This window comes from Streptomyces sp. NPDC048185, from assembly GCF_043202495.1.
Lineage (GTDB): Bacteria > Actinomycetota > Actinomycetes > Streptomycetales > Streptomycetaceae > Streptomyces.
This window is the reverse complement of sequence record NZ_JBIDAN010000001.1, coordinates 494,128-512,251: the sequence shown is the minus strand read 5'-3', so window position 1 is coordinate 512,251 and position 18,124 is coordinate 494,128. Positions and strand designations below refer to the sequence as shown.

Genomic DNA, 18,124 nt, shown 5'->3' with positions numbered 1-18,124 from the left:
TACAGAAACGGCCGCCGGTCGTCTGTGGCGCGGATGTCGGCAACACCGGGTTCACATCGCCTGCGTGCTGGCATAATCGCTCACCGTGACGACACGGACGCGTGGTTCAGTCTTCTCGGTCGGCATCGACTACGCCGGCGGCCCGCACCCCCACCTCCCCGAAGCACCGTCCGACGCCCGCCGCCTGGAGACGTTCTTCGGCGAATGGGGCTTCCTCCCGCTCGCCGAATGCTGCCGGCTCTCCAACGCCACCACCCGGGCCATCGTCGACTCGCTGGAACGCTGGGCGGACACCGCCCGTGACGAGAAGCGGGCGGCCAAGGTCATCCTCTACCTGGCGGGCCACGGCCGGCTGCACAACGGCCGGCACTACGTCCTCGTCGCCTCCAGTCCCGAGGCCGCCCCCTACTTCGGCAGCAAGGCCATAAGCGTCGAGGACCTGGTGCAGGCGATCCTCAACAGCGGCGCGCTCTCCGGCCTGATCCTCCTCGACACCTGCTACTCCGGCTTCGCCGCCCACGAGGTGCAGCAGGCCGTCGACCGCGCCGCTGCCGCCCACGGCGGGCCCGGCATGGATCTCGCGGTCCTGGTGCCCTCCCTGCACCACGAGCGGTCCTACAGCGGGCTGTTCGTCACGGGCATGCTCGAAGCGCTGCGGACGGGCTCACAGGGGGGCCACTGGAGCGACGGCGACGAGTTCGTCACTCTGCTCGAACTCCGCGACGAACTGCGGCTGAGGCTCCGCGACGACCAGTGCGCCTACGTTGCCGGGCGGGACGGACTGAAGATCGTCCCCAATCCGCGCTACCGCGCCAACGCGGCCGACCGCGCGGTGGAACTCGGCTCGCTGCTGGCCCAGTTGCCCGATGCCGACCGCGAGCACTTCCTCGACAAGGCGGCCAGTGCCGACGCCGGCGACGTCGGCTGGTTCTTCACCGGGCGAGAGCGGATGACACGCCGGGTGATCGACTGGCTCTCCTCCGACGACCACGGAGTGCTCGTGGTCACAGGGGCGCCCGGCACCGGAAAATCGGCCTTCCTGGGCCGCATGGCCGTCCTCGCCGACCACGGATCGCAACCCGCCTGCCGGGTCCTGGGGCTGCTCGACGACGACCACGCGCGGCCACCGGTCGGCAGTTTCGACGCGGTCGTCCACCTCAGGAACCGGCGCGCGGAGGAGGTCGCCCGCGACATCGCCGGCCAGCTGGGCATCGACCTGTCCGAGTCCACCAGCCCACCACGCGACCTGATCACCCTGCTCAGCGACGAGGGACGCGCGGTGACCGTGCTGGCCGACGCGCTGGACGAGGCCGAGCAGGACGACGACGTCTTCATCGCCCGGGACGTCCTGCGCGCCCTCGCCGGCCTGCCCGGCTGCCGGGTCGTCGTCGGCACCCGGCGCGACCGGGACGGACGGCACGACCCGGACGCCCGCGACCTGGGCCCGCTCATCGACATGCTGCGCCCCCGCCGCGCGCCGCTGACCGTCCTCGACCTAGGCAGCGACGACCACACAGACAGAGACATCGAGCGGTACGTCGAGCAACGCCTCGGCAGGGACGGCACCGCCACCGGCTGGCCGACTCCGGAGCGGCGGCGGGCGGCTGCCCGCACGGTCGCGGCACAGGCCCGGAGGGTGTTCCTGTACGCCAGGTTCGCCGTACGCGTGCTGGAGGGCCTGAGCGAGGAGGTCGTGGACGAGCGGGACTGGGCGCGGCGGCTGCCCGCGGACGTGGGCGACGCGGGGCTGCACCGGGTCTTCGCCGAGGACCTGACCCGCTTCGACGACCCCACGCTGGTCCGCGAGGTCCTCACGCCGCTGGCCTTCGCCCGCGGCAAGGGTCTGCCGAGGCGCCAGATCTGGCCCGAGCTGGCCGGCGCGCTCGCCGCCGACCGCTCCGGCCGCCCCTACAGCGCCGCGGACGTCTCGCGGGTCATCCGCGAGGCGGGGTGGTACCTGATCGAGGGCACCGAGGACGGGCAGGCCGTCTTCCGCCTCTACCACCAGTCGATCGGAGACTATCTGCGGGCGGAGGTGGGCCGTGGAGGAGAACGCCGACATCGAGGCGAGGATCGTTGAACGGCTCCGCACCCTGGCCCAGGCGGACGGCTGGGAACGCGCCAACCCGTACACGGCTCACCACCTCGCCGCACATGCCCGGGCAGCCGGCCGGCTGCCGGAACTCGGGCGCGACCTCGGCTACCTGGTCGCCGCGGAACCGGAGGGACTCGCCGCCGCCCTGGGCACCGGCCTGGAGCACGAACTGTCCGACGCCACCCGTCTGTACCTCAGGTGCGCGCACGCCATGCGCGGACTGTCCGCCGACGAGCGCGCGGCAGTCCTGGCGCTCACCGCGGCCCAGCAGAACCAGTGCCTCGAGCTCGTACCACCCCGCAGCGCCCGTTGGTGGCCGCGCTGGGCGCGTTACCGGCCCACGCCCTACCACAGGGTGCTGGAGGGCCACCGGGGCGGCGTCCGGGCCGTGGCCGCCGCCGAGGTGGACGGCAGACCCCTGGCGGTGACCGGCGGGGTGGACTGCGCCGTCCGCGTCTGGGACCTCGCCTCCGGCAGCACGCTGTCCATCCTGGAGGGACACACCGGCGCCGTGCAGACCGTCGCCACCGGGGACCTCGACGGCCGGACGGTGGCCCTCTCCGGCGGCGACGACGGCACCCTGCGGCTGTGGGACCTGTCCACCGGCCGGCTGCTGAGAACCCTGACGGGACACACCGGATGGGTGGCGTCGGCGGACATCGGCCTGGTCGGCGGCCGGACGGTCGCGGTCAGCGCGGGGTCCGACCGCACAGCCCGGGTCTGGCCCCTCGACGAGGAAGGCCCCCCGTGCGTTCTCCACGGACACACCAAGGGCGTGCGTACGGCCGCCCTGGGAACGGTTGACGGCCGGGACGTCCTGCTGACCGGCGGCGCCGACCGCACGGTCCGGCTCTGGGACCCGGCGGACGGCACCCCGCTGCGGGTCCTGACCGGCCACACCGGCTGGGTGCTGTCCGCACGGTTCGCCGAGATCGACGGGCGGGCGGTGGTCGTGAGCACCGGCGACGACTGGGAAGTGCGCCTCTGGGACGCCTCGGACGGCACCCAGCAGCAGGTCCTGGAAGGACACACCGGGTGGGGACGCTGCGTGGCCGTCGCCGCCCACGCACCCGACGGCCCGGTCGAGCGTGCCGTCCTCACCGCGAGCGCCGACCGCACGGTGCGCATCTGGGACCTGCGCACCGGAGACTGCGCGCAGGTGTTGGGCGGACACACCGGCGGAGTCCGGTCCGTGGCGGTTTCCGCCGTCGACCGACGGCCCGTCGCGCTCACCGCCGGCGACGACGCGACGGTCCGGGTCTGGGACCTGCGCGGCGTGGGGGAGCCGGACCCCGACGACGTGCACGGTCAGTGGGTCCTCGCCATGACCGCCTGCGACGCCGGTGACCGCCCGGTGGCCGTCTCGGGGGGAACGGACCGCACCGTTCGTGTGTGGGACCTGGCGGACGGCAGTCCGGTGGCCGTTCTGCGGGGACATTCGGGCTGGGTGGGCAGCGCCGCCTGCGCGGTCCTCGACGGGCAGTCCGTCGTCGTCACGAGCGGTGCGCACGCCGACGTGCGGGTGTGGAACCTGTCGGACGGCACCGACCTGCGCGCCCTCCGCGGCCACACCAGCTCTGTACTGGCCGTGGACACCGGCACGGCGGCCGGCCGCCCGTACGCCGTGACGGCCGGCAACGACTCCACCGTCCGTGTGTGGGACCTCGCCGACGGGCGTGCGCTGCACGTGCTGACCGGGCACACCGGCGGGGTGCGCACGGTCGCCACAGCGGTCACCGGCGACCGGTCGGTCGCCGTCTCCGGAGGAACGGACGGGACCGTGCGCGTGTGGGACGTCGTCCGCGGCGAACCCGTGCATCTGCTGGCCGGGCACGAGCGCTGGGTGCGCGAGGTGGCGGTCGTCGAGGTCTCGGGCCGTCCCGTGATCGTCAGCGCCAGCGACGACGGCACCGTGCGGACGTGGGACCTGACCGAGGGCCGGGCACTCGACGTCCTGGAGGGGCACACCGACGCCGTGCTCGCGACGGCAGCGGGCTCCCTCCAGGGCCACCCGGTGGCCGCGACCGCGGGCAATGACGGGACCGTACGCGTCTGGGACCTGATCGACCGCCGGCACCTGAGGATTCCGCTGAACGGCTGCTACGGGCTGGCCGTCCACCGCTCGACACTGCTGGCCGCCACCCATCTCGGGGTGTGCGCCATGGACCTGCTCGGCCCGCCCTGATCGGCGCGGCGGAAACGGTTCGAACGGTTCAGCAAAGGACGCACCGCACCACAGGGGGGACCCATGACCGGCATCGCACACGGTGATCTCGTGGTGGTGATCCCGGGCATCCTGGGCAGCACGCTGGCGCGGGGCGAGCGGCAGACCTGGGGCTATCGCCAAATCTTCCGCAACGTCCACCGGCTCGGCGACCGCCTCACCCAGGACCTCTCACTGGACCCCGGTGTCTTCGGGCAGCCGGCGCAGGGCTGGGACGACGGCACGCGCGTCACCGGAGTCCTCACCACGCTGGGGATGTTCCCCGGACTCGTCGCCGTGGACGGCTACGACAACCTGCTCAAGCGGCTGCGGAGGCGCTTCGCCGGAGACCGGGACGGGATACGTGCCTTCCCTTACGACTGGCGGCAGTCCAACGAGCACACCGCCCGGCGGCTGGCCCGGTTCGTGGAGCCACTGCTGGAGGAGCGCCGACGGGACGCCCCGGGGGCACGACTCGTCCTCGTCGGCCACTCCATGGGAGGCCTGGTCGCCCGGTACTACGCCGAATGCCTCGACACCCGGGGGCTCACTCGCCGGGTGATCACCATCGGCACGCCGTACCAGGGTTCGGTGAAGGCGCTTACCCTCCTCGCCAACGGATTCTCCCGGCTCGGGCCGGTGAAGTTCGGGCTCGGTGACCTCGCCCGCTCCTTGCCCTCGGTTGCCGAACTCCTTCCTGTCTACGCCTGTGTGGGCACGTCGTACGACCGGCTGACCGCGGTGCAGACGCCTCTGGCCGCCCCAGGACTGCCCGAGGATTCCCTCGATCGGTGCCGCTCCTTCCACCGCGCGATCGAGGAGGCGATCGCTGCGCGCGGCAGCGAACGCCCCGTCTACCACGCCCTGCTGAGCCACTGGCAGACCACCGAACTGTGGGCGCTGGTGGAGGGTGCCGGTGAGATCCGGGGCCAGGCGTCCACCGGCTTCGACGAGGGCGGTGACGGCACGGTGCCGCGCTGCTCGGCGGTCCCGCCGGAGTGGGCCGACGACGCCGGCGCCCTGTTCATCGCGGGCAAGCACGCCGCCCTCCAGCAGCAACGGGAGACGCTGGTGCAGCTGACCGGCATCCTCACCGCCCGCCCCAGAAGACCCCAGGCCGCTGTCGACGGCATATCTGTCACCGCGGAGTCGGTCGTCGAGCCGGGAGAGGCATGGCCGGTCGCTGTCAGGTCGGTGGAGCGCTCCGACGCCCTCGTGCTGACCCTGACCGTGACCGACCCCGCGCGTCCCGGCACCCAGCCGGCGACGCCGACCTCGCTGAAACCCCGGGGCGGCGGACTGTACACAGGCAGTGTGCTCATCCGGGAGCCAGGACTTTACCGCTGGACCGTGCACACGGAAATGACGGCCATGACCCCGGTCGAACCGGTGACCGATGTTCTCTTGTGCGCGGCAATGTGAACTCATCCGCTTCACGAGGGTCGGCACCACCTCATAGAATGACGGCACATCAGAAGACGGGACCTCGGGGAGGGCACGTGGTGCGTGACGAGGAGAACGGGGAAGCGGGACGGCCAGAAGCCGGTATTCCGGTCGATCACGAACTGGACATGGATCGATTCCTCAACAGCCGGGACGCCGAGACCGACGTGCACAAGTGGTAGCCGCATGACCGTGCCCGCCGACGGTACCGACCATCTCGTCACGGATCTGTGGACCGGGGCCGTCAGGCGTGACCCGGGCGTTCACGAACGAGTCCTCCGCCTGTCGGCACACCACGACCGGTGGACGGTTCGGGTCGCCTGTCTGAACATCCTCGCGGCGCATTTCCTCACGGAGACGGGTACCGCGGAGGCCCTGGCCAGAGCGACACACGATTCGGTCGATTGGGTGGCCTTCACCGGAATCCGGCTCATCGGACAGCACCGGATCGAATCAGCCGTTCCGGATCTCATCAGGATTTCCGGGTGGCCCAGTAATTTCAGCCGCTCCACGGCCGTGAGAAAACCGGTCGGATGCGGGGCGGCTTTCGCCAAGCAGGCGCTCATCCGCATATTCGGGACCAGTGACCCGGAACGCCTGCGCGACCTGGAGGACGCATTTTTCGCCCCCTGGCGGCAAAGTGTCATGGCCCGCCGCCGCCCACGGAACACCGACGACGTCGTGTTCGTGCCGGAAGGCGAAGGCAGGCACGGCGCCGCCCCAGAGGGAAACCCCTACGGAATGGATGACACCGATAATCCGTCACGAAACGTCCATATTCCGGCATTCTGGATCGACCGCACCGCGGTCACGAACGCTCGGTATGCCGTCTTTCTGGCCGAGGCGCGCGACAGTACGGAATTCGACCACCCGGACCAGCCCGCGGGGAAGGGGCATGCCCCCGCCCACGCGAACGACCCGCGCTTCAGCCGGCCGGAACTGCCAGTCGTCGGGATCGACTGGTACGACGCATGGGCCTTCGCCACATGGGCGGGAGGCATGCTTCCGAGCGAGGACGAATGGGAACGGGCGGCGCGCGGCACGGACGGGCGTGCCTATCCCTGGGGGAACACCTTCGACCCGGGCCGCGTGCAGTACGTCGAGCGTGTCTTCGCCCGGGCCGTCCCGGACCTCGCGGCTCTCGACGCCCTGCTGGTGACGGCGGAACCGGACACCCGCCCCCCGATGCCTCTCCTGCCTGCGGACGGCCTCCCCGAGGGGGCCGGCCCGTACGGGACCCTGCAGATGTCCGGCAACGTGTGGGAGATGACCCGGACGAACTACTTCAGCCGGGAAGACATGGACCCGTTCTTCAAGGGGCGCCGTCCCGTGGAGTTCATGAACAGAAAAGATGCCTTCCACGTGCTTCGGGGCGGCTCCTGGACATCACCCCCGCCGTGCCTGACCACGCACTACCGTGGGCGCGACCTGCTCACCGACCGGCACAGCGAGGTCGGATTCCGGTGTGTGTACCGCGTCGACGACGGCCCTTTCCCCGGAGGCCCCGCCGGCTCCGGCGTTCCAGAGGACAGAGAAAGAGAGACGACCTCATGACCGAGCCCGCCCGCCCCACGGCGCAGCGCAGGACCGACGCTCTGACCCGACTGGAGAAGGACAAGGACCTCTGGGTGGCCACCGCCGGGGGCGGCGTGCCCACCCTCGTACCGCTGTCCTTCTGGTGGCGCGAGCCCACCCTGTACGTCGCCACGGTCCGCACCAACCCGACGGCGGTGAACATTATGAGATCCGGCCGTGTGCGGCTGGTACTGGGCCACACCCGCGACGTGGTGCTCATCGACGCGACCGGTGAACTGGTGGAGAACGCCGACCTCCCGGACGAGCACGCCGAGGCCTATGCGGCGAAGTGCGGCTGGGATCCACGGGAATCTCGGAACTACCGGTTCTTCCGGCTGGAGCCCCGGGACATCGAGTGCTGGCGCGAACTCAACGAGCACGCCGACCGCCAGGTGATGCGCGACGGCCGCTGGCTCGCCTGACCGGCCGGCACGGGCCGCGGTAGGGGCGGGCGTGGAGGGGCGCGCGCAGGGAGGCGGCGACGACGAGGCCGCCCGGCGGGACGAGGTGATCGCTTGGTTGCGGCGGGGGACGCTGCCCGTCCGCTACATGTACACCGGCAGCGGTGCTGACCGGCACATCAGGTTCGCCGAGGAGTACGCAGGCGAGTACGAAGACGGCCGGTGCGGCCACGAGACGGCCGTCATCGCGAAAGGCCTGGACCGGGCCGGGACGCCGGGCCAGGTGTGCGACATCGGGCCGAGCAACGGTGTTCACACGGCCCAGTTCCTGACCTGGTTCGCGGAGAGGCACCCCGGCCCGGTGCGCTATCTCGGTATGGACCTCAGCCCCGAACTGCTGGGAGCGGCCAGGGAACGCACCCGGCCCATCGCGTCCGTCGAGCGGTCGTTCGCCGTGTGGAACATGGAGTCCGCGGCGACACCACTCGTCGGGCGGTGGCGGGCGCCGGGTCCGGTTCTGTTCTGCCTCTTCGGCAACACCCTGGGCAATGTGGAGGACCCGGTCGGCACGCTGCGCAACATTTCCCTCAGCGCACGTTCCGGCGACATCCTGGTCCTCGGGCTCTTCGGCCCGCCACGGCCGGACGGCTGTGACGCCGTCGGCTACCTTTCCGCACCCTTGCGGGAGATGATTCTGGGGCCGTTGACAGCAGCCGGCCTGCCGGAGAACAGCCTGGCACTGCGCCTGGAGACGACGGGGGACGCGGTCGTCGGCACCGTGCGTCTCACGGAGCCCGTCGCCCTCCCCGGCGCCCGTCTCCCGGCCGGCCACGAGATCCGCTGTTTCCTGTCCCGCCGCTTTCACCCGGCTGGGGCCCGCCGGCTGCTCCGCGACACCGGCTGGCTTCCGCGGCTGCCGTACACCGAGCCGGACGAGGGGCACTTCGTGCTGCTCGGCGAACGTACGGCGTCCGGAACGGAACACGGGGTGGCTTGACGCAGTGCGGCTGTCGCTGTCGTGCCGGCCGGTGCGGCGCGCACCGAGCGGGCCCCGGACACGGCGGTCCGGGGCCCGGTGCGCTTCCGGTTTCCGCGAATCAGATGCTCATGGTGTGAGCCTGGCCGTGCGCTGCGGCGTCGGCGGGTGCCACCGAGGCACCGAGGCCGGCGCAGACGGAGAGCGGGCCGGCCTCGGCGTAGAGACCCGCACCGACGGAAGCGCCGGACGTGATGACCGCGGTGCTGACGGCGAGGCCGCCCGACACCTGGTCGAGGTCCGTGTCGGAGAGTGCAGCCGTGTCGACCTGGGGGACGAGGTTCATGACAGGTCTTCCCTTCGCGCGAAGAAATCGGAGCGGTGGAGCGCACACGCCGGGTCTCCGGATCGGGGACCGGAACCGATCCCGGGGTGCCGTGCGTCGATCAAAGCACGCCCGTGAACGGCCCACCGTCCACGCGTGGTTGAGCGTTCACCGATGTGCGTGTGCGGTCGTGAAGAGGGACCTCCTCTTCACGTAATCCACCGGTGGGGGAGCCCCTCCCGGGCTCCGACGCGCGCGGCTGCCCCCGTCCGGCACCGCCCCGCCCCGTCGGCGTGACCGTGCGATGGACGGTGTGCAGGTCGGAGGGATTTTCGGAGGACCGTTCCCGATGAGGGCGTCCGCCGACAGGCCTGTGGAGAAAACCCGTTGCGGGTGACCCGCCTCGAATGACTGACTGGTCGGCCACCGACCAGGGAGGGACCATGAGGGCGTCGTTGCCCACCCCCTCGTTGCACACCGCGCGTCTCCGGCTGCGTCCCTTCACGGACGCGGACACGGACGACCTCTTCGCCCTGATGAGCGACGCCCGCATCCTGCGCTACTGGGACTCACCGCCATGGACCGAACGCTCGCGCGCCGAGGGCTTCCTCGCCACGTGCCGACGGGTGGAACAGGAGGGCACCGGGGTGCGGCTCGCCGTGGATCGCGTCTCCGACGGCGCGTTCATCGGCTGGTGCACCCTGCACCGCTGGAATCCGGACTTCCGCAGCGCGTCGCTCGGCTACTGCTACGGCGAGGCGGCCTGGGGCAAGGGCTGTGCGACCGAGGCCGCCCGCGCCCTGCTGGGATGGGCGTTCGACACGCTGGACCTGAACCGCGTCCAGGCCGAGGCCGACACCCGCAACGTTGCTTCCGCCCGCGTGCTGGAGAAGCTCGGCTTCGTGCGCGAGGGCACGCTGCGGGAGGACTGCGTCGTCAACGGCGACGTCTCCGACTCGTGGGTGTACGGCCTACTCCGCCGGGAATGGCAGCCGCCGTCCGAGCCGGTCCCCGCGCACGGCCCGGAGACGGCCCAGAGCCGGTGACACGGCACGGGGCCGGTGGTCCACGACCGTCGGCCCCGACCGCGCGACAACGGCGCAGCACCGGCCCGAGTCGGTCACGAGTGGAACGGTGCCAGGGTGCGCATGACATCGAACTCGTTGCCCTCGGGGTCGGCCATGACCACCCAGCTCCGGCCGGGGCCCTGGCCCACGTCCACCTTGGCTGCGCCGAGGCCGAGCAGCCTGGCCACCTCGTCGTCGGTACTGCGGTCGACCGGGCTGACGTCGAGGTGGAGCCGGTTCTTCACGGTCTTGCCCTCGGGCACTCGGATGAACATCAGAGTGGGCGGCATCTGGCGTGCCCGGACCTCCTCGACGGTCGGCTCCCAGGAGCCGATCTCGACCTTGCCCTCGCTCCGGTCGATCACCTTGAAACCCAGGACAGCGCTCCAGAAGGCCGCGAGCCGCTCCGGATCACGGCAGTCGACCACCAATTCGGTGAACCTACTGGTCATTACTCCCCCAGACAGTGCGGCAGGGAGCTGAGCCTAGGGGACCGCGCCACCCTCCGGTCCGGAAGCGCACTGCTTGCCCTCAACCGGACTTGAGGTCGTACGGTCACCCCACGGCCCGCACGGTGTGCGGCTCCGCAAGGACGTACACGGAGGGGACGACCCATGACGACACAGCAGATCTCCGATGCCGAACTCGCCGGACAGCCCGCCGCGTACTGGACCGGTGTCGCCTACGAGGCGCTCATCGCGTACACCCGCGCCCGGCAGGCCGAGAAGGGCTACACCCAGCCCCAGTTCTGGCTGCTGCGCAATCTGTCGGTGAACGACCTCTCGCCCGACGGCGAGGGGAGGACCCTGGCCGAGCTGCGGGAGGCGATGAGCTCCTACATCCGTCCCGAGGACGACCTGGCGGCGGAAGCGGAAGGGCTCCTCGGCCGCGGCCGGCTGACCCGGGACACCGTGGGCCGGCTGTGGCTCACCCCGGAAGGGGAGCAGGCCCGCGTCGACCTGGCCCGCAACGCCCCCGCGATCCGCGCCGCCCTCCACGCAGGCATCGACGACGCGGACTACGTCACCACGGTGAAGGTGCTCCAGCGGCTGATCCGCAACGCGGGTGGAACGGTCGCCTGACCCGCCACCGGAGCCGCCGGCCCGAGAGCCCTCCGACGGCCCGGCCGCCCCTACAGCACCGGCAGCGACTTCTTCAGCTCGAACGCCGTCACCTGCGACCGGTACTCCTCCCACTCCTGCCGCTTGTTGCGCAGGAAGAAGTCGAAGACGTGTTCGCCCAGGGTCTCGGCGACCAGGTCGCTGTGCTCCATCAGGGCCAGGGCCTCGCCCAGGTTCTGGGGGAGCGGCTCGATGCCCAGGGCGCGGCGTTCGGCGTTGGACAGGGCCCACACGTCGTCCTCGGCGCCCGGCGGGAGCTCGTAGCCCTCCTCGATGCCCTTGAGGCCGGCGGCAAGCAGGACCGCGTAGGTCAGGTACGGGTTGGCGCCCGAATCGATCGAGCGGACCTCGACGCGGGCGGATCCCGTCTTGCCGGGCTTGTACATCGGGACACGGACCAGCGCCGAGCGGTTGTTGTGGCCCCAGCAGATGTAGGACGGGGCCTCGCCGCCCGCGCCGGCGGTGCGCTCGCTGCCGCCCCAGATGCGCTTGTACGAGTTCACCCACTGGTTGGTGACCGCCGAGATCTCCGCCGCGTGCCGCAGCAGGCCCGCGATGAAGGAGCGGCCGACCTTGGAGAGCTGGTACTCCGCGCCCGACTCGTAGAAGGCGTTGCGGTCGCCCTCGAAGAGGGACAGGTGGGAGTGCATGCCCGAGCCCGGGTACTCCGAGAACGGCTTCGGCATGAAGGTGGCCTGGAGGCCCTGCTCCAGCGCGACCTGCTTCATGACCAGGCGGAACGTCATGATGTTGTCGGCCGTGGACAGCGCGTCGGCGTAGCGCAGGTCGATCTCCTGCTGGCCGGGGGCGCCCTCGTGGTGGGAGAACTCCACCGAGATGCCCATCGACTCCAGCATGGTGATCGCCTGGCGGCGGAAGTCCATGCCGATGTTCTGCGGGGTGTGGTCGAAGTAGCCCGAGTTGTCGGCGGGCGTCGGCACCGAGCCGTCGACCGGCTTGTCCTTCAGCAGGAAGAACTCGATCTCCGGGTGCGTGTAGAAGGTGAAGCCCAGGTCGGAGGTGCGGGCGAGGGCGCGCTTGAGGACGTAGCGCGGGTCCGCGAAGGACGGCGAGCCGTCCGGCATGAGGATGTCGCAGAACATCCGGGCCGTGCCGGGCGCCTCGGCGCGCCAGGGCAGGATCTGGAAGGTCGAGGGGTCCGGCTTGGCGATCATGTCGGACTCGTAGACCCGGGCGAAGCCCTCGATCGCGGAGCCGTCGAAGCCGATGCCTTCGTCGAAGGCCTGCTCCAGCTCGGCCGGGGCCACGGCCACGGACTTGAGGAAGCCCAGCACGTCCGTGAACCACAGCCGTACGAACCGGATGTCGCGCTCCTCGAGCGTCCGGATCACGAACTCCTGCTGCTTGTCCATCTTCCGCTTCCCCATCCTTGCTGGTCAGGCCGCCTGTCTCCGGTACGGCGGAAGGCGGTCGGGCACCTGAGCATCACACCACAGCACCGTTTCGTACGCGTTGCGGACCTTGATCGGCCGGCCGGCCCCGGCCTGAACGGGGGCGGACCGTGTGTACCGCTCACCCGCAGCGTAGAGGCCGCGTGTTCGATCGGGCCATTCCTGCGGCCCCGCCGCATCAGATCACGTGACCACCCTACGAAAGACCCCTCCTCCACCATTACGATCAGCGCACTCACCGCCCCCCGTTTTCCCAGAAGGGCACACCCCATGGGTTCCGCCAAGAAGAGCAGCAACACGGCGCGGCAGGCACGCATAGCGGAGATGCGACGGGCAGAGGAGGCCCGCGACCGACGGAACCGGATCCTCACGATCGGGATCAGCGTCGTGGTCGTCGCCGGTCTCGTCGTCGGCGGTGTCGTCCTCGTGCGCTCGCAGTCCGACGACTCCGACGGCACGGCGGCCACCGACGCCAAGACCTCCGGCAAGTTCGTCGCCGGCGAGGACGGCGTGCAGACCTGGCAGGGCACCCTCTCCCGCAACCACGTCGCCAAGAAGGTCACCTACCCGGTCGAGCCCCCGGTCGGCGGCGACCACAACCAGGTCTGGATGAACTGCGACGGCGACGTCTACACCAAGCCGCTGAACAACGAGAACGCCGTGCACTCGCTGGAGCACGGCGCGGTCTGGGTGACGTACACCGACAAGGCCCCGAAGGCCGACGTCGAGGCGCTGGCGGCGAAGGTGAAGAAGACCCCGTACTCGCTGATGAGCCCCGACGACAAGCAGAAGGACCCGATCGTGCTGTCCGCCTGGGGCCACCAGCGCACCGTCACGGGCGCGAGCGACCCGAACGTGGACACGTTCTTCGAGAAGTACGTCCAGGGCGAGCAGACCCCCGAGCCGGGCGCCGCCTGCACCAACGGACTGTCGCAGTGACCTCCGGGCGGGCCGGCTGGATCGCGGGGTCCGCGGCGGCGGTGCTCGTCGCGGCCGGTGCCATCACCTACGCGGTCGCCGGCGACGACGGCGGGGCCGGCACTCCGTCCGCGGGCTCGGCGGACGCCGGGTTCGCCCGGGACATGTCGGTCCACCACCAGCAGGCCGTGGAGATGTCGTACATCGTGCGCGACCGCACCGAGGACGAGGAGGTGCGGCGGCTCGCCTACGACATCGCGCAGACCCAGGCCAACCAGCGGGGCATGCTGATCGGCTGGCTCGACCTGTGGGGGCTGCCGAAGGTGTCGTCCGACCCGCCCATGACCTGGATGGGCATGGGGGACATGCCGTCGGCGGGGGAGGGCTCGCTGATGCCCGGCATGGCCACCGACGCCGAGATGAAGAAGCTGGCCGGCCTGAACGGCCGGCGGGCCGAGGTCTACTACCTCCAGCTGATGACCGAGCACCACAAGGGCGGCGTCCACATGGCCGAGGGCTGCGCCGCCAGGTGCACGGTCGGGGTGGAGAAACGGCTGGCCCGGGGCATGGTGGAGTCGCAGGAGTCGGAGATCCGGCTGATGGCGGACCTGCTGGCGGAGCGCGGCGCGACACCGCGGCCGTGACACCGCGCCGCACCGCTGCCGGCGCCCGGCGCCCGGTGCCTGTGCCGTTGGGCACCGAGATCTCGGCGGACGGTGACCGGCAGGCGGCGCGAGACGGGCTGACCCCTGCGGCCCGGGGGTGGCGCTACCGCTGCCGCTTCAGGTCCGCCAGCACCTGGTGCAGCGGCTCCGTCTCCCGGCGCCGGTACTCCTGAACGGCCCAGCCGTTGCCGTCCGGGTCCGTGAAGTACATGAACGTGGCACCGTCGTCCGGCGCGTACCGCACCGGCTCGGAGACCTCCAGGCCACGCCCCACCAGTTCCGCGTGGGCCGCCTCGATGTCGGCGACGCACAGCTGGAGCCCCCGGTAGGAACCGGGAGCCGGCTTCCGGCCCGGGGTCATCTCCCAGATGCTGTCGCCGAGGGCGACCGAACAGCCGGAGCCCGGGGGCGTCAGCTGGACGATCCGCATCCCCGGCATCACCTCCTGGTCGATGTCGACGTGGAAGCCGACCTTGTCCCGGTAGAAATCCCGGGCGCGGTCGATGTCCGTCACGGGCAGCGGAATCACTTCGAGGGTGAAGTCCATGCCCTCACCGAAGCCGAAAACGGCCCGCCGCGCCACCGAAAGGGCGCAACTCCGCGCCCGGCGGCGACCGGACCCCCGACGGCGCCGCCCGCACCTGCGCCCGAACGCGGCTCCCCGGTTACGCTCAAGGCCGTACGACCTTGATCCGACGGGTCCGGTCCCACCGGCCCCGCAGGTCCGACAGGAGGCCGAGATGACGGCGCCGGGGCGCAGGAGCAGTACCTTCACGCGACTGCTGCGGCACGGCTTCACCGATCCCTCGGCCGCCGAGCGGCTGCTGGACGGTCTGGAGCTGACACCGGTCCGCAACGACCCGGTGCTGCTGGAGGCGCTGGGCGCCACCGCGGACCCGGACCTCGCCCTGCACGGCCTGGTCCGCCTTCTGGAGGCACAGCCCGACCCCACCGCCCGCCGGGAACTGCTGGACACCCTGATAGCCGCCAAGCCGCTGCGCGACCGCCTCCTCGGCGTGCTCGGCGCCTCCGAGGCGCTCGCCGACCACCTCGCCCGGCACGCCGGCGACTGGCAGGCCCTCGTCACGTACGAGCCGCGTGACCTGCACCCCGGCGTGACCGAGTTCGAGAGCGGACTCGCCGGGGCCACCGACCCCGTCTCCCTGCGCGTCGCCTACCGGCGCTGCCTGCTGTCCATCGCCGCCCGCGACGTGTGCGGCACCATCGACGTCTCCCAGACCGCCGCCGAGCTCGCCGACCTCGCCACCGCCACCCTGCGCGCCGCCCTCCGGCTGGCCGAGGAGGCCGCGCCCGAGGACGCCGCGCTGTGCAGGCTGGCGGTGATCGCGATGGGCAAGTGCGGCGGACACGAGCTGAACTACGTCTCCGACGTCGACGTCATCTTCGTGGGCGAGGCCGCGGAGGGCCTGGCCGAGGCCGACGAGCCCAAGGCGCTGCGGGCCGCGACCTCCCTCGCCTCGCACCTGATGCGGATCTGCTCCGAGACGACCGTCGAGGGCACCATCTGGCCCGTCGACGCCAACCTGCGCCCCGAGGGCCGCAACGGCCCGCTGGTGCGCACCCTCAGCAGCCACGTCGCCTACTACCAGCGCTGGGCCAAGACCTGGGAGTTCCAGGCGCTGCTCAAGGCCCGCCCGGTCGCCGGCGACCCGGCCCTCGGCGGCGAGTACGTCGCCGCGCTCCAGCCCCTGGTGTGGCAGGCCGCCGAGCGCGAGAACTTCGTCGCCGACGTGCAGAAGATGCGCCGCCGCGTGGTGGAGAACATCCCCGTCGCCGAGGTCGAGCGCCAGCTCAAGCTGGGCCCGGGCGGCCTGCGCGACGTCGAGTTCGCCGTGCAGCTGCTCCAGCTCGTGCACGGGCGCGCCGACACCTCGCTGCACAGCGGTACGACCCTGGACGCGCTGAAGGCCCTCGCCGCGGGCGGCTACGTCGGGCGGGCGGACGCCGCCCAGCTCGACGAGGCGTACCGCTTCCTGCGCTCCATGGAGCACCGCATCCAGCTGCACCGGCTGCGGCGCACCCACCTCGTGCCCGAGGACGAGACCGACCTGCGGCGCCTCGGCCGTTCCCTCGGACTGCGCAACGACCCCGTCAGCGGGCTGCTGCGCGAGTGGAAGCGGCACGCCGCCGTCGTACGCCGGCTGCACGAGAAGCTGTTCTACCGGCCGCTGCTCGACGCGGTCGCCCAGCTCGCGCCGGGGGAGACCCGGCTGCGCCCCGACGCGGCCCGTGAGCGGCTGGTCGCCCTCGGGTACGCCGACCCGGCCGCCGCCCTGCGGCACCTGGAGGCGCTGGCCTCCGGCGTCACCCGCAAGGCCGCGATCCAGCGGACCCTGCTGCCGGTGCTGCTGGGCTGGTTCGCCGACTCGGCCGACCCGGACGCGGGCCTGCTCAACTTCCGCAAGGTCTCCGACGCGCTCGGCAAGACGCCCTGGTACCTGCGGCTGCTGCGGGACGAGGGCGCGGCGGCGGAGAACCTCGCCCGGGTGCTGTCCGCCGGCCGGCTCGCCCCCGACCTGCTGATGCGGGCGCCCGAGGCGGTGGCGCTCCTCGGGGACGGCGACGGCGGAGGGCTGGCGCCGCGCGGGCGGGCCCAGCTGGAGCAGGAGGTGCTCGCCGCGGTCCGCCGCGCGGACGGCGCGGTGCAGGCGGTCACGGCGGCGCGCGGCGTGCGGCGCCGCGAGCTGTTCCGCACGGCGGCCGCCGACATCGTCGGCTCCTACGGCACCGAGGCGCAGCCCGTCGAGGCCGACCAGGGCGCCCTGGTGGACCGGGTCGGCGCCGCGGTGTCGGACCTGACGGCGGCGACGCTGGCGGGCACCCTGCGCGCCGTGGTGCGCGACGGCTGGGGGGACACCCTGCCCACCCGGTTCGCGATCATCGGCATGGGCCGCTTCGGCGGGCACGAGCTGGGCTACGGTTCCGACGCCGACGTCCTGTTCGTGCACGAGCCCCGGGACGGGGTCGACGAGCGGGAGGCCGCGGACGCGGCGAACAAGGTGGTCGCCGAGATGCGCCGCCTGCTCCAGGTGCCCAGCGCCGACCCGCCCCTGATCATCGACGCCGACCTGCGGCCCGAGGGCAAGTCCGGACCGCTGGTGCGCACGCTGAAGTCGTACGCGGCCTACTACCGGCGCTGGTCGCTGACGTGGGAGTCGCACGCGCTGCTGCGGGCCGAGTTCGTCGCCGGCGACGAGGACCTGGGGCGGCGCTTCACGGAGCTGGTCGATCCACTGCGCTACCCGGCGCAGGGGCTGTCCGAGGAGGCCGTGCGGGAGATCCGGCGGCTCAAGGCCCGCATGGAGTCCGAGCGGCTGCCGCGCGGCGCCGACCCCAAGCTGCACGCCAAGCTGGGGCCCGGCGGCCTGTCCGACGTGGAGTGGACCGTGCAGCTGATGCAGCTGCGGCACGGCCACGCGGAGCCGGGCCTGCGCACGACCAGGACCCGGCAGGCCCTCGCGGCGGCCTCCGGGGCGGGGCTCATCTCCGAGGAGAACGCCGCGACGCTGGACGAGGCGTGGGTGCTCGCCACGCGGGTGCGCAACGCGGTGATGCTGGTGCGCGGACGGGCCGGAGACACGTTCCCGACCGACCCGCGCGAACTGGCGGCGGTGGGCCGCTACCTCGGCCACGGCCCCGGCCACGCGGGCGACATGCTCGACGAGTACCGCCGCACAGCCCGCCGCGCCCGCACGGTGGTGGAAGACCTCTTCTACGACTGACCCAGCGGCCCAGCTACGGGCAGTCGAGCCGCACGGTGCCACCCTGTCCGCCCCCCCAGCTGCGGGCAGTCGTGCCGCACGGTGCCACCCTGTCCCCCCCCAGCTGCGGGCAGTCGTGCCGCTGGGGCGGCACGGGTGGGCGCAGCGGCACCCCGCAACGCCGGGCCAGCGGGCCCACCC

At 71.9% G+C, this 18,124-nt stretch carries 16 protein-coding genes; 12 read left to right on the top strand and 4 right to left on the bottom strand.

Features of this window, described 5'->3' with window-relative positions; translation table 11 throughout:
- Positions 1-85: 85 nt before the first annotated feature.
- From ACGF3H_RS02325 to ACGF3H_RS02295, 7 genes are all read left to right on the top strand, one after another.
- Positions 86-2,080 (top strand): caspase family protein, encoded by a 1,995-nt coding sequence (locus ACGF3H_RS02325; RefSeq protein WP_362495631.1) that lies wholly within the window; start codon positions 86-88, stop codon positions 2,078-2,080.
- Positions 2,043-4,280 carry a WD40 repeat domain-containing protein gene (locus tag ACGF3H_RS02320; protein WP_362495628.1) on the top strand — a complete coding sequence of 746 codons (2,238 nt, stop codon included), beginning with the start codon at positions 2,043-2,045 and terminating at the stop codon, positions 4,278-4,280. The genes ACGF3H_RS02325 and ACGF3H_RS02320 overlap by 38 nt, the downstream gene beginning before the upstream one ends.
- 63 nt (positions 4,281-4,343) lie before the next feature.
- Positions 4,344-5,720, top strand: a complete 1,377-nt coding sequence (locus ACGF3H_RS02315; RefSeq protein ID WP_362495625.1) for a hypothetical protein — start codon at positions 4,344-4,346, stop codon at positions 5,718-5,720.
- 77 nt (positions 5,721-5,797) lie between these two features.
- Complete coding sequence (locus ACGF3H_RS02310) at positions 5,798-5,923, top strand: hypothetical protein (RefSeq protein WP_362495623.1); 126 nt, start codon at positions 5,798-5,800, stop codon at positions 5,921-5,923.
- 4 nt (positions 5,924-5,927) lie between these two features.
- On the top strand, positions 5,928-7,295 hold the full coding sequence (locus ACGF3H_RS02305) for an SUMF1/EgtB/PvdO family nonheme iron enzyme (protein WP_362495621.1): 1,368 nt from the start codon (positions 5,928-5,930) through the stop codon (positions 7,293-7,295).
- The gene (locus ACGF3H_RS02300; RefSeq protein WP_362495619.1) at positions 7,292-7,738 is read left to right on the top strand and encodes a pyridoxamine 5'-phosphate oxidase; all 447 of its coding nucleotides are present in this window, start codon (positions 7,292-7,294) and stop codon (positions 7,736-7,738) included. The genes ACGF3H_RS02305 and ACGF3H_RS02300 overlap by 4 nt, the downstream gene beginning before the upstream one ends.
- A 31-nt stretch (positions 7,739-7,769) precedes the next feature.
- Entirely contained in the window at positions 7,770-8,714 is a 945-nt protein-coding gene (locus ACGF3H_RS02295; RefSeq protein ID WP_362495617.1) for a hypothetical protein, read from the top strand.
- A 100-nt stretch (positions 8,715-8,814) separates the two neighbouring features.
- Here the strand turns inward: ACGF3H_RS02295 and ACGF3H_RS02290 are convergent, their stop codons facing one another.
- On the bottom strand, positions 8,815-9,039 hold the full coding sequence (locus ACGF3H_RS02290; protein WP_362495614.1) for a hypothetical protein: 225 nt from the start codon (positions 9,037-9,039) through the stop codon (positions 8,815-8,817).
- Positions 9,040-9,461: 422 nt separating this feature from the next.
- On the opposite strand from ACGF3H_RS02290, the gene ACGF3H_RS02285 reads away from it, so the two are divergent.
- On the top strand, positions 9,462-10,064 hold the full coding sequence (locus ACGF3H_RS02285; protein ID WP_362495612.1) for a GNAT family protein: 603 nt from the start codon (positions 9,462-9,464) through the stop codon (positions 10,062-10,064).
- A 74-nt stretch (positions 10,065-10,138) separates the two neighbouring features.
- Here ACGF3H_RS02285 and ACGF3H_RS02280 read toward each other — a convergent pair whose 3' ends face one another.
- Entirely contained in the window at positions 10,139-10,537 is a 399-nt protein-coding gene (locus ACGF3H_RS02280; protein ID WP_362495609.1) for a VOC family protein, read from the bottom strand.
- Positions 10,538-10,699: 162 nt separating this feature from the next.
- Here ACGF3H_RS02280 and ACGF3H_RS02275 point away from each other — a divergent pair, with 162 nt between their 5' ends.
- Complete coding sequence (locus ACGF3H_RS02275) at positions 10,700-11,167, top strand: MarR family transcriptional regulator (protein WP_362495607.1); 468 nt, start codon at positions 10,700-10,702, stop codon at positions 11,165-11,167.
- A 50-nt stretch (positions 11,168-11,217) separates the two neighbouring features.
- On the opposite strand, the gene glnA is transcribed toward ACGF3H_RS02275, so the two are convergent.
- Positions 11,218-12,579, bottom strand: a complete 1,362-nt coding sequence (gene glnA / locus ACGF3H_RS02270) for a type I glutamate--ammonia ligase (protein WP_362495604.1) — start codon at positions 12,577-12,579, stop codon at positions 11,218-11,220.
- A 309-nt stretch (positions 12,580-12,888) separates the two neighbouring features.
- On the opposite strand from glnA, the gene ACGF3H_RS02265 reads away from it, so the two are divergent.
- The gene (locus ACGF3H_RS02265) at positions 12,889-13,557 is read left to right on the top strand and encodes a DUF3105 domain-containing protein (protein ID WP_362495601.1); all 669 of its coding nucleotides are present in this window, start codon (positions 12,889-12,891) and stop codon (positions 13,555-13,557) included.
- On the top strand, positions 13,554-14,180 hold the full coding sequence (locus tag ACGF3H_RS02260) for a DUF305 domain-containing protein (RefSeq protein ID WP_362495599.1): 627 nt from the start codon (positions 13,554-13,556) through the stop codon (positions 14,178-14,180). The genes ACGF3H_RS02265 and ACGF3H_RS02260 overlap by 4 nt, the downstream gene beginning before the upstream one ends.
- A gap of 124 nt (positions 14,181-14,304) precedes the next feature.
- Here the strand turns inward: ACGF3H_RS02260 and ACGF3H_RS02255 are convergent, their stop codons facing one another.
- On the bottom strand, positions 14,305-14,748 hold the full coding sequence (locus tag ACGF3H_RS02255; RefSeq protein ID WP_362495596.1) for a VOC family protein: 444 nt from the start codon (positions 14,746-14,748) through the stop codon (positions 14,305-14,307).
- Positions 14,749-14,941: 193 nt separating this feature from the next.
- Between ACGF3H_RS02255 and ACGF3H_RS02250 the strand changes: the two genes are divergently transcribed.
- Entirely contained in the window at positions 14,942-17,944 is a 3,003-nt protein-coding gene (locus tag ACGF3H_RS02250; RefSeq protein ID WP_362495593.1) for a bifunctional [glutamine synthetase] adenylyltransferase/[glutamine synthetase]-adenylyl-L-tyrosine phosphorylase, read from the top strand.
- Positions 17,945-18,124: the final 180 nt, after the last annotated feature.

Excerpts from the sequence above, each read along its gene's own strand:
- ACGF3H_RS02315 (WP_362495625.1), top strand. The coding sequence starts at position 4,344 with ATGACCGGCATCGCACACGGTGATCTCGTGGTGGTGATCCCGGGCATC.
- ACGF3H_RS02305 (WP_362495621.1), top strand. The coding sequence starts at position 5,928 with ATGACCGTGCCCGCCGACGGTACCGACCATCTCGTCACGGATCTGTGG.
- ACGF3H_RS02300 (WP_362495619.1), top strand. The coding sequence starts at position 7,292 with ATGACCGAGCCCGCCCGCCCCACGGCGCAGCGCAGGACCGACGCTCTG.
- ACGF3H_RS02290 (WP_362495614.1), bottom strand. The coding sequence starts at position 9,039 with ATGAACCTCGTCCCCCAGGTCGACACGGCTGCACTCTCCGACACGGAC.
- ACGF3H_RS02285 (WP_362495612.1), top strand. The coding sequence starts at position 9,462 with ATGAGGGCGTCGTTGCCCACCCCCTCGTTGCACACCGCGCGTCTCCGG.
- ACGF3H_RS02280 (WP_362495609.1), bottom strand. The coding sequence starts at position 10,537 with ATGACCAGTAGGTTCACCGAATTGGTGGTCGACTGCCGTGATCCGGAG.
- ACGF3H_RS02275 (WP_362495607.1), top strand. The coding sequence starts at position 10,700 with ATGACGACACAGCAGATCTCCGATGCCGAACTCGCCGGACAGCCCGCC.
- glnA (WP_362495604.1), bottom strand. The coding sequence starts at position 12,579 with ATGGACAAGCAGCAGGAGTTCGTGATCCGGACGCTCGAGGAGCGCGAC.
- ACGF3H_RS02265 (WP_362495601.1), top strand. The coding sequence starts at position 12,889 with ATGGGTTCCGCCAAGAAGAGCAGCAACACGGCGCGGCAGGCACGCATA.
- ACGF3H_RS02255 (WP_362495596.1), bottom strand. The coding sequence starts at position 14,748 with ATGGACTTCACCCTCGAAGTGATTCCGCTGCCCGTGACGGACATCGAC.
- ACGF3H_RS02250 (WP_362495593.1), top strand. The coding sequence starts at position 14,942 with ATGACGGCGCCGGGGCGCAGGAGCAGTACCTTCACGCGACTGCTGCGG.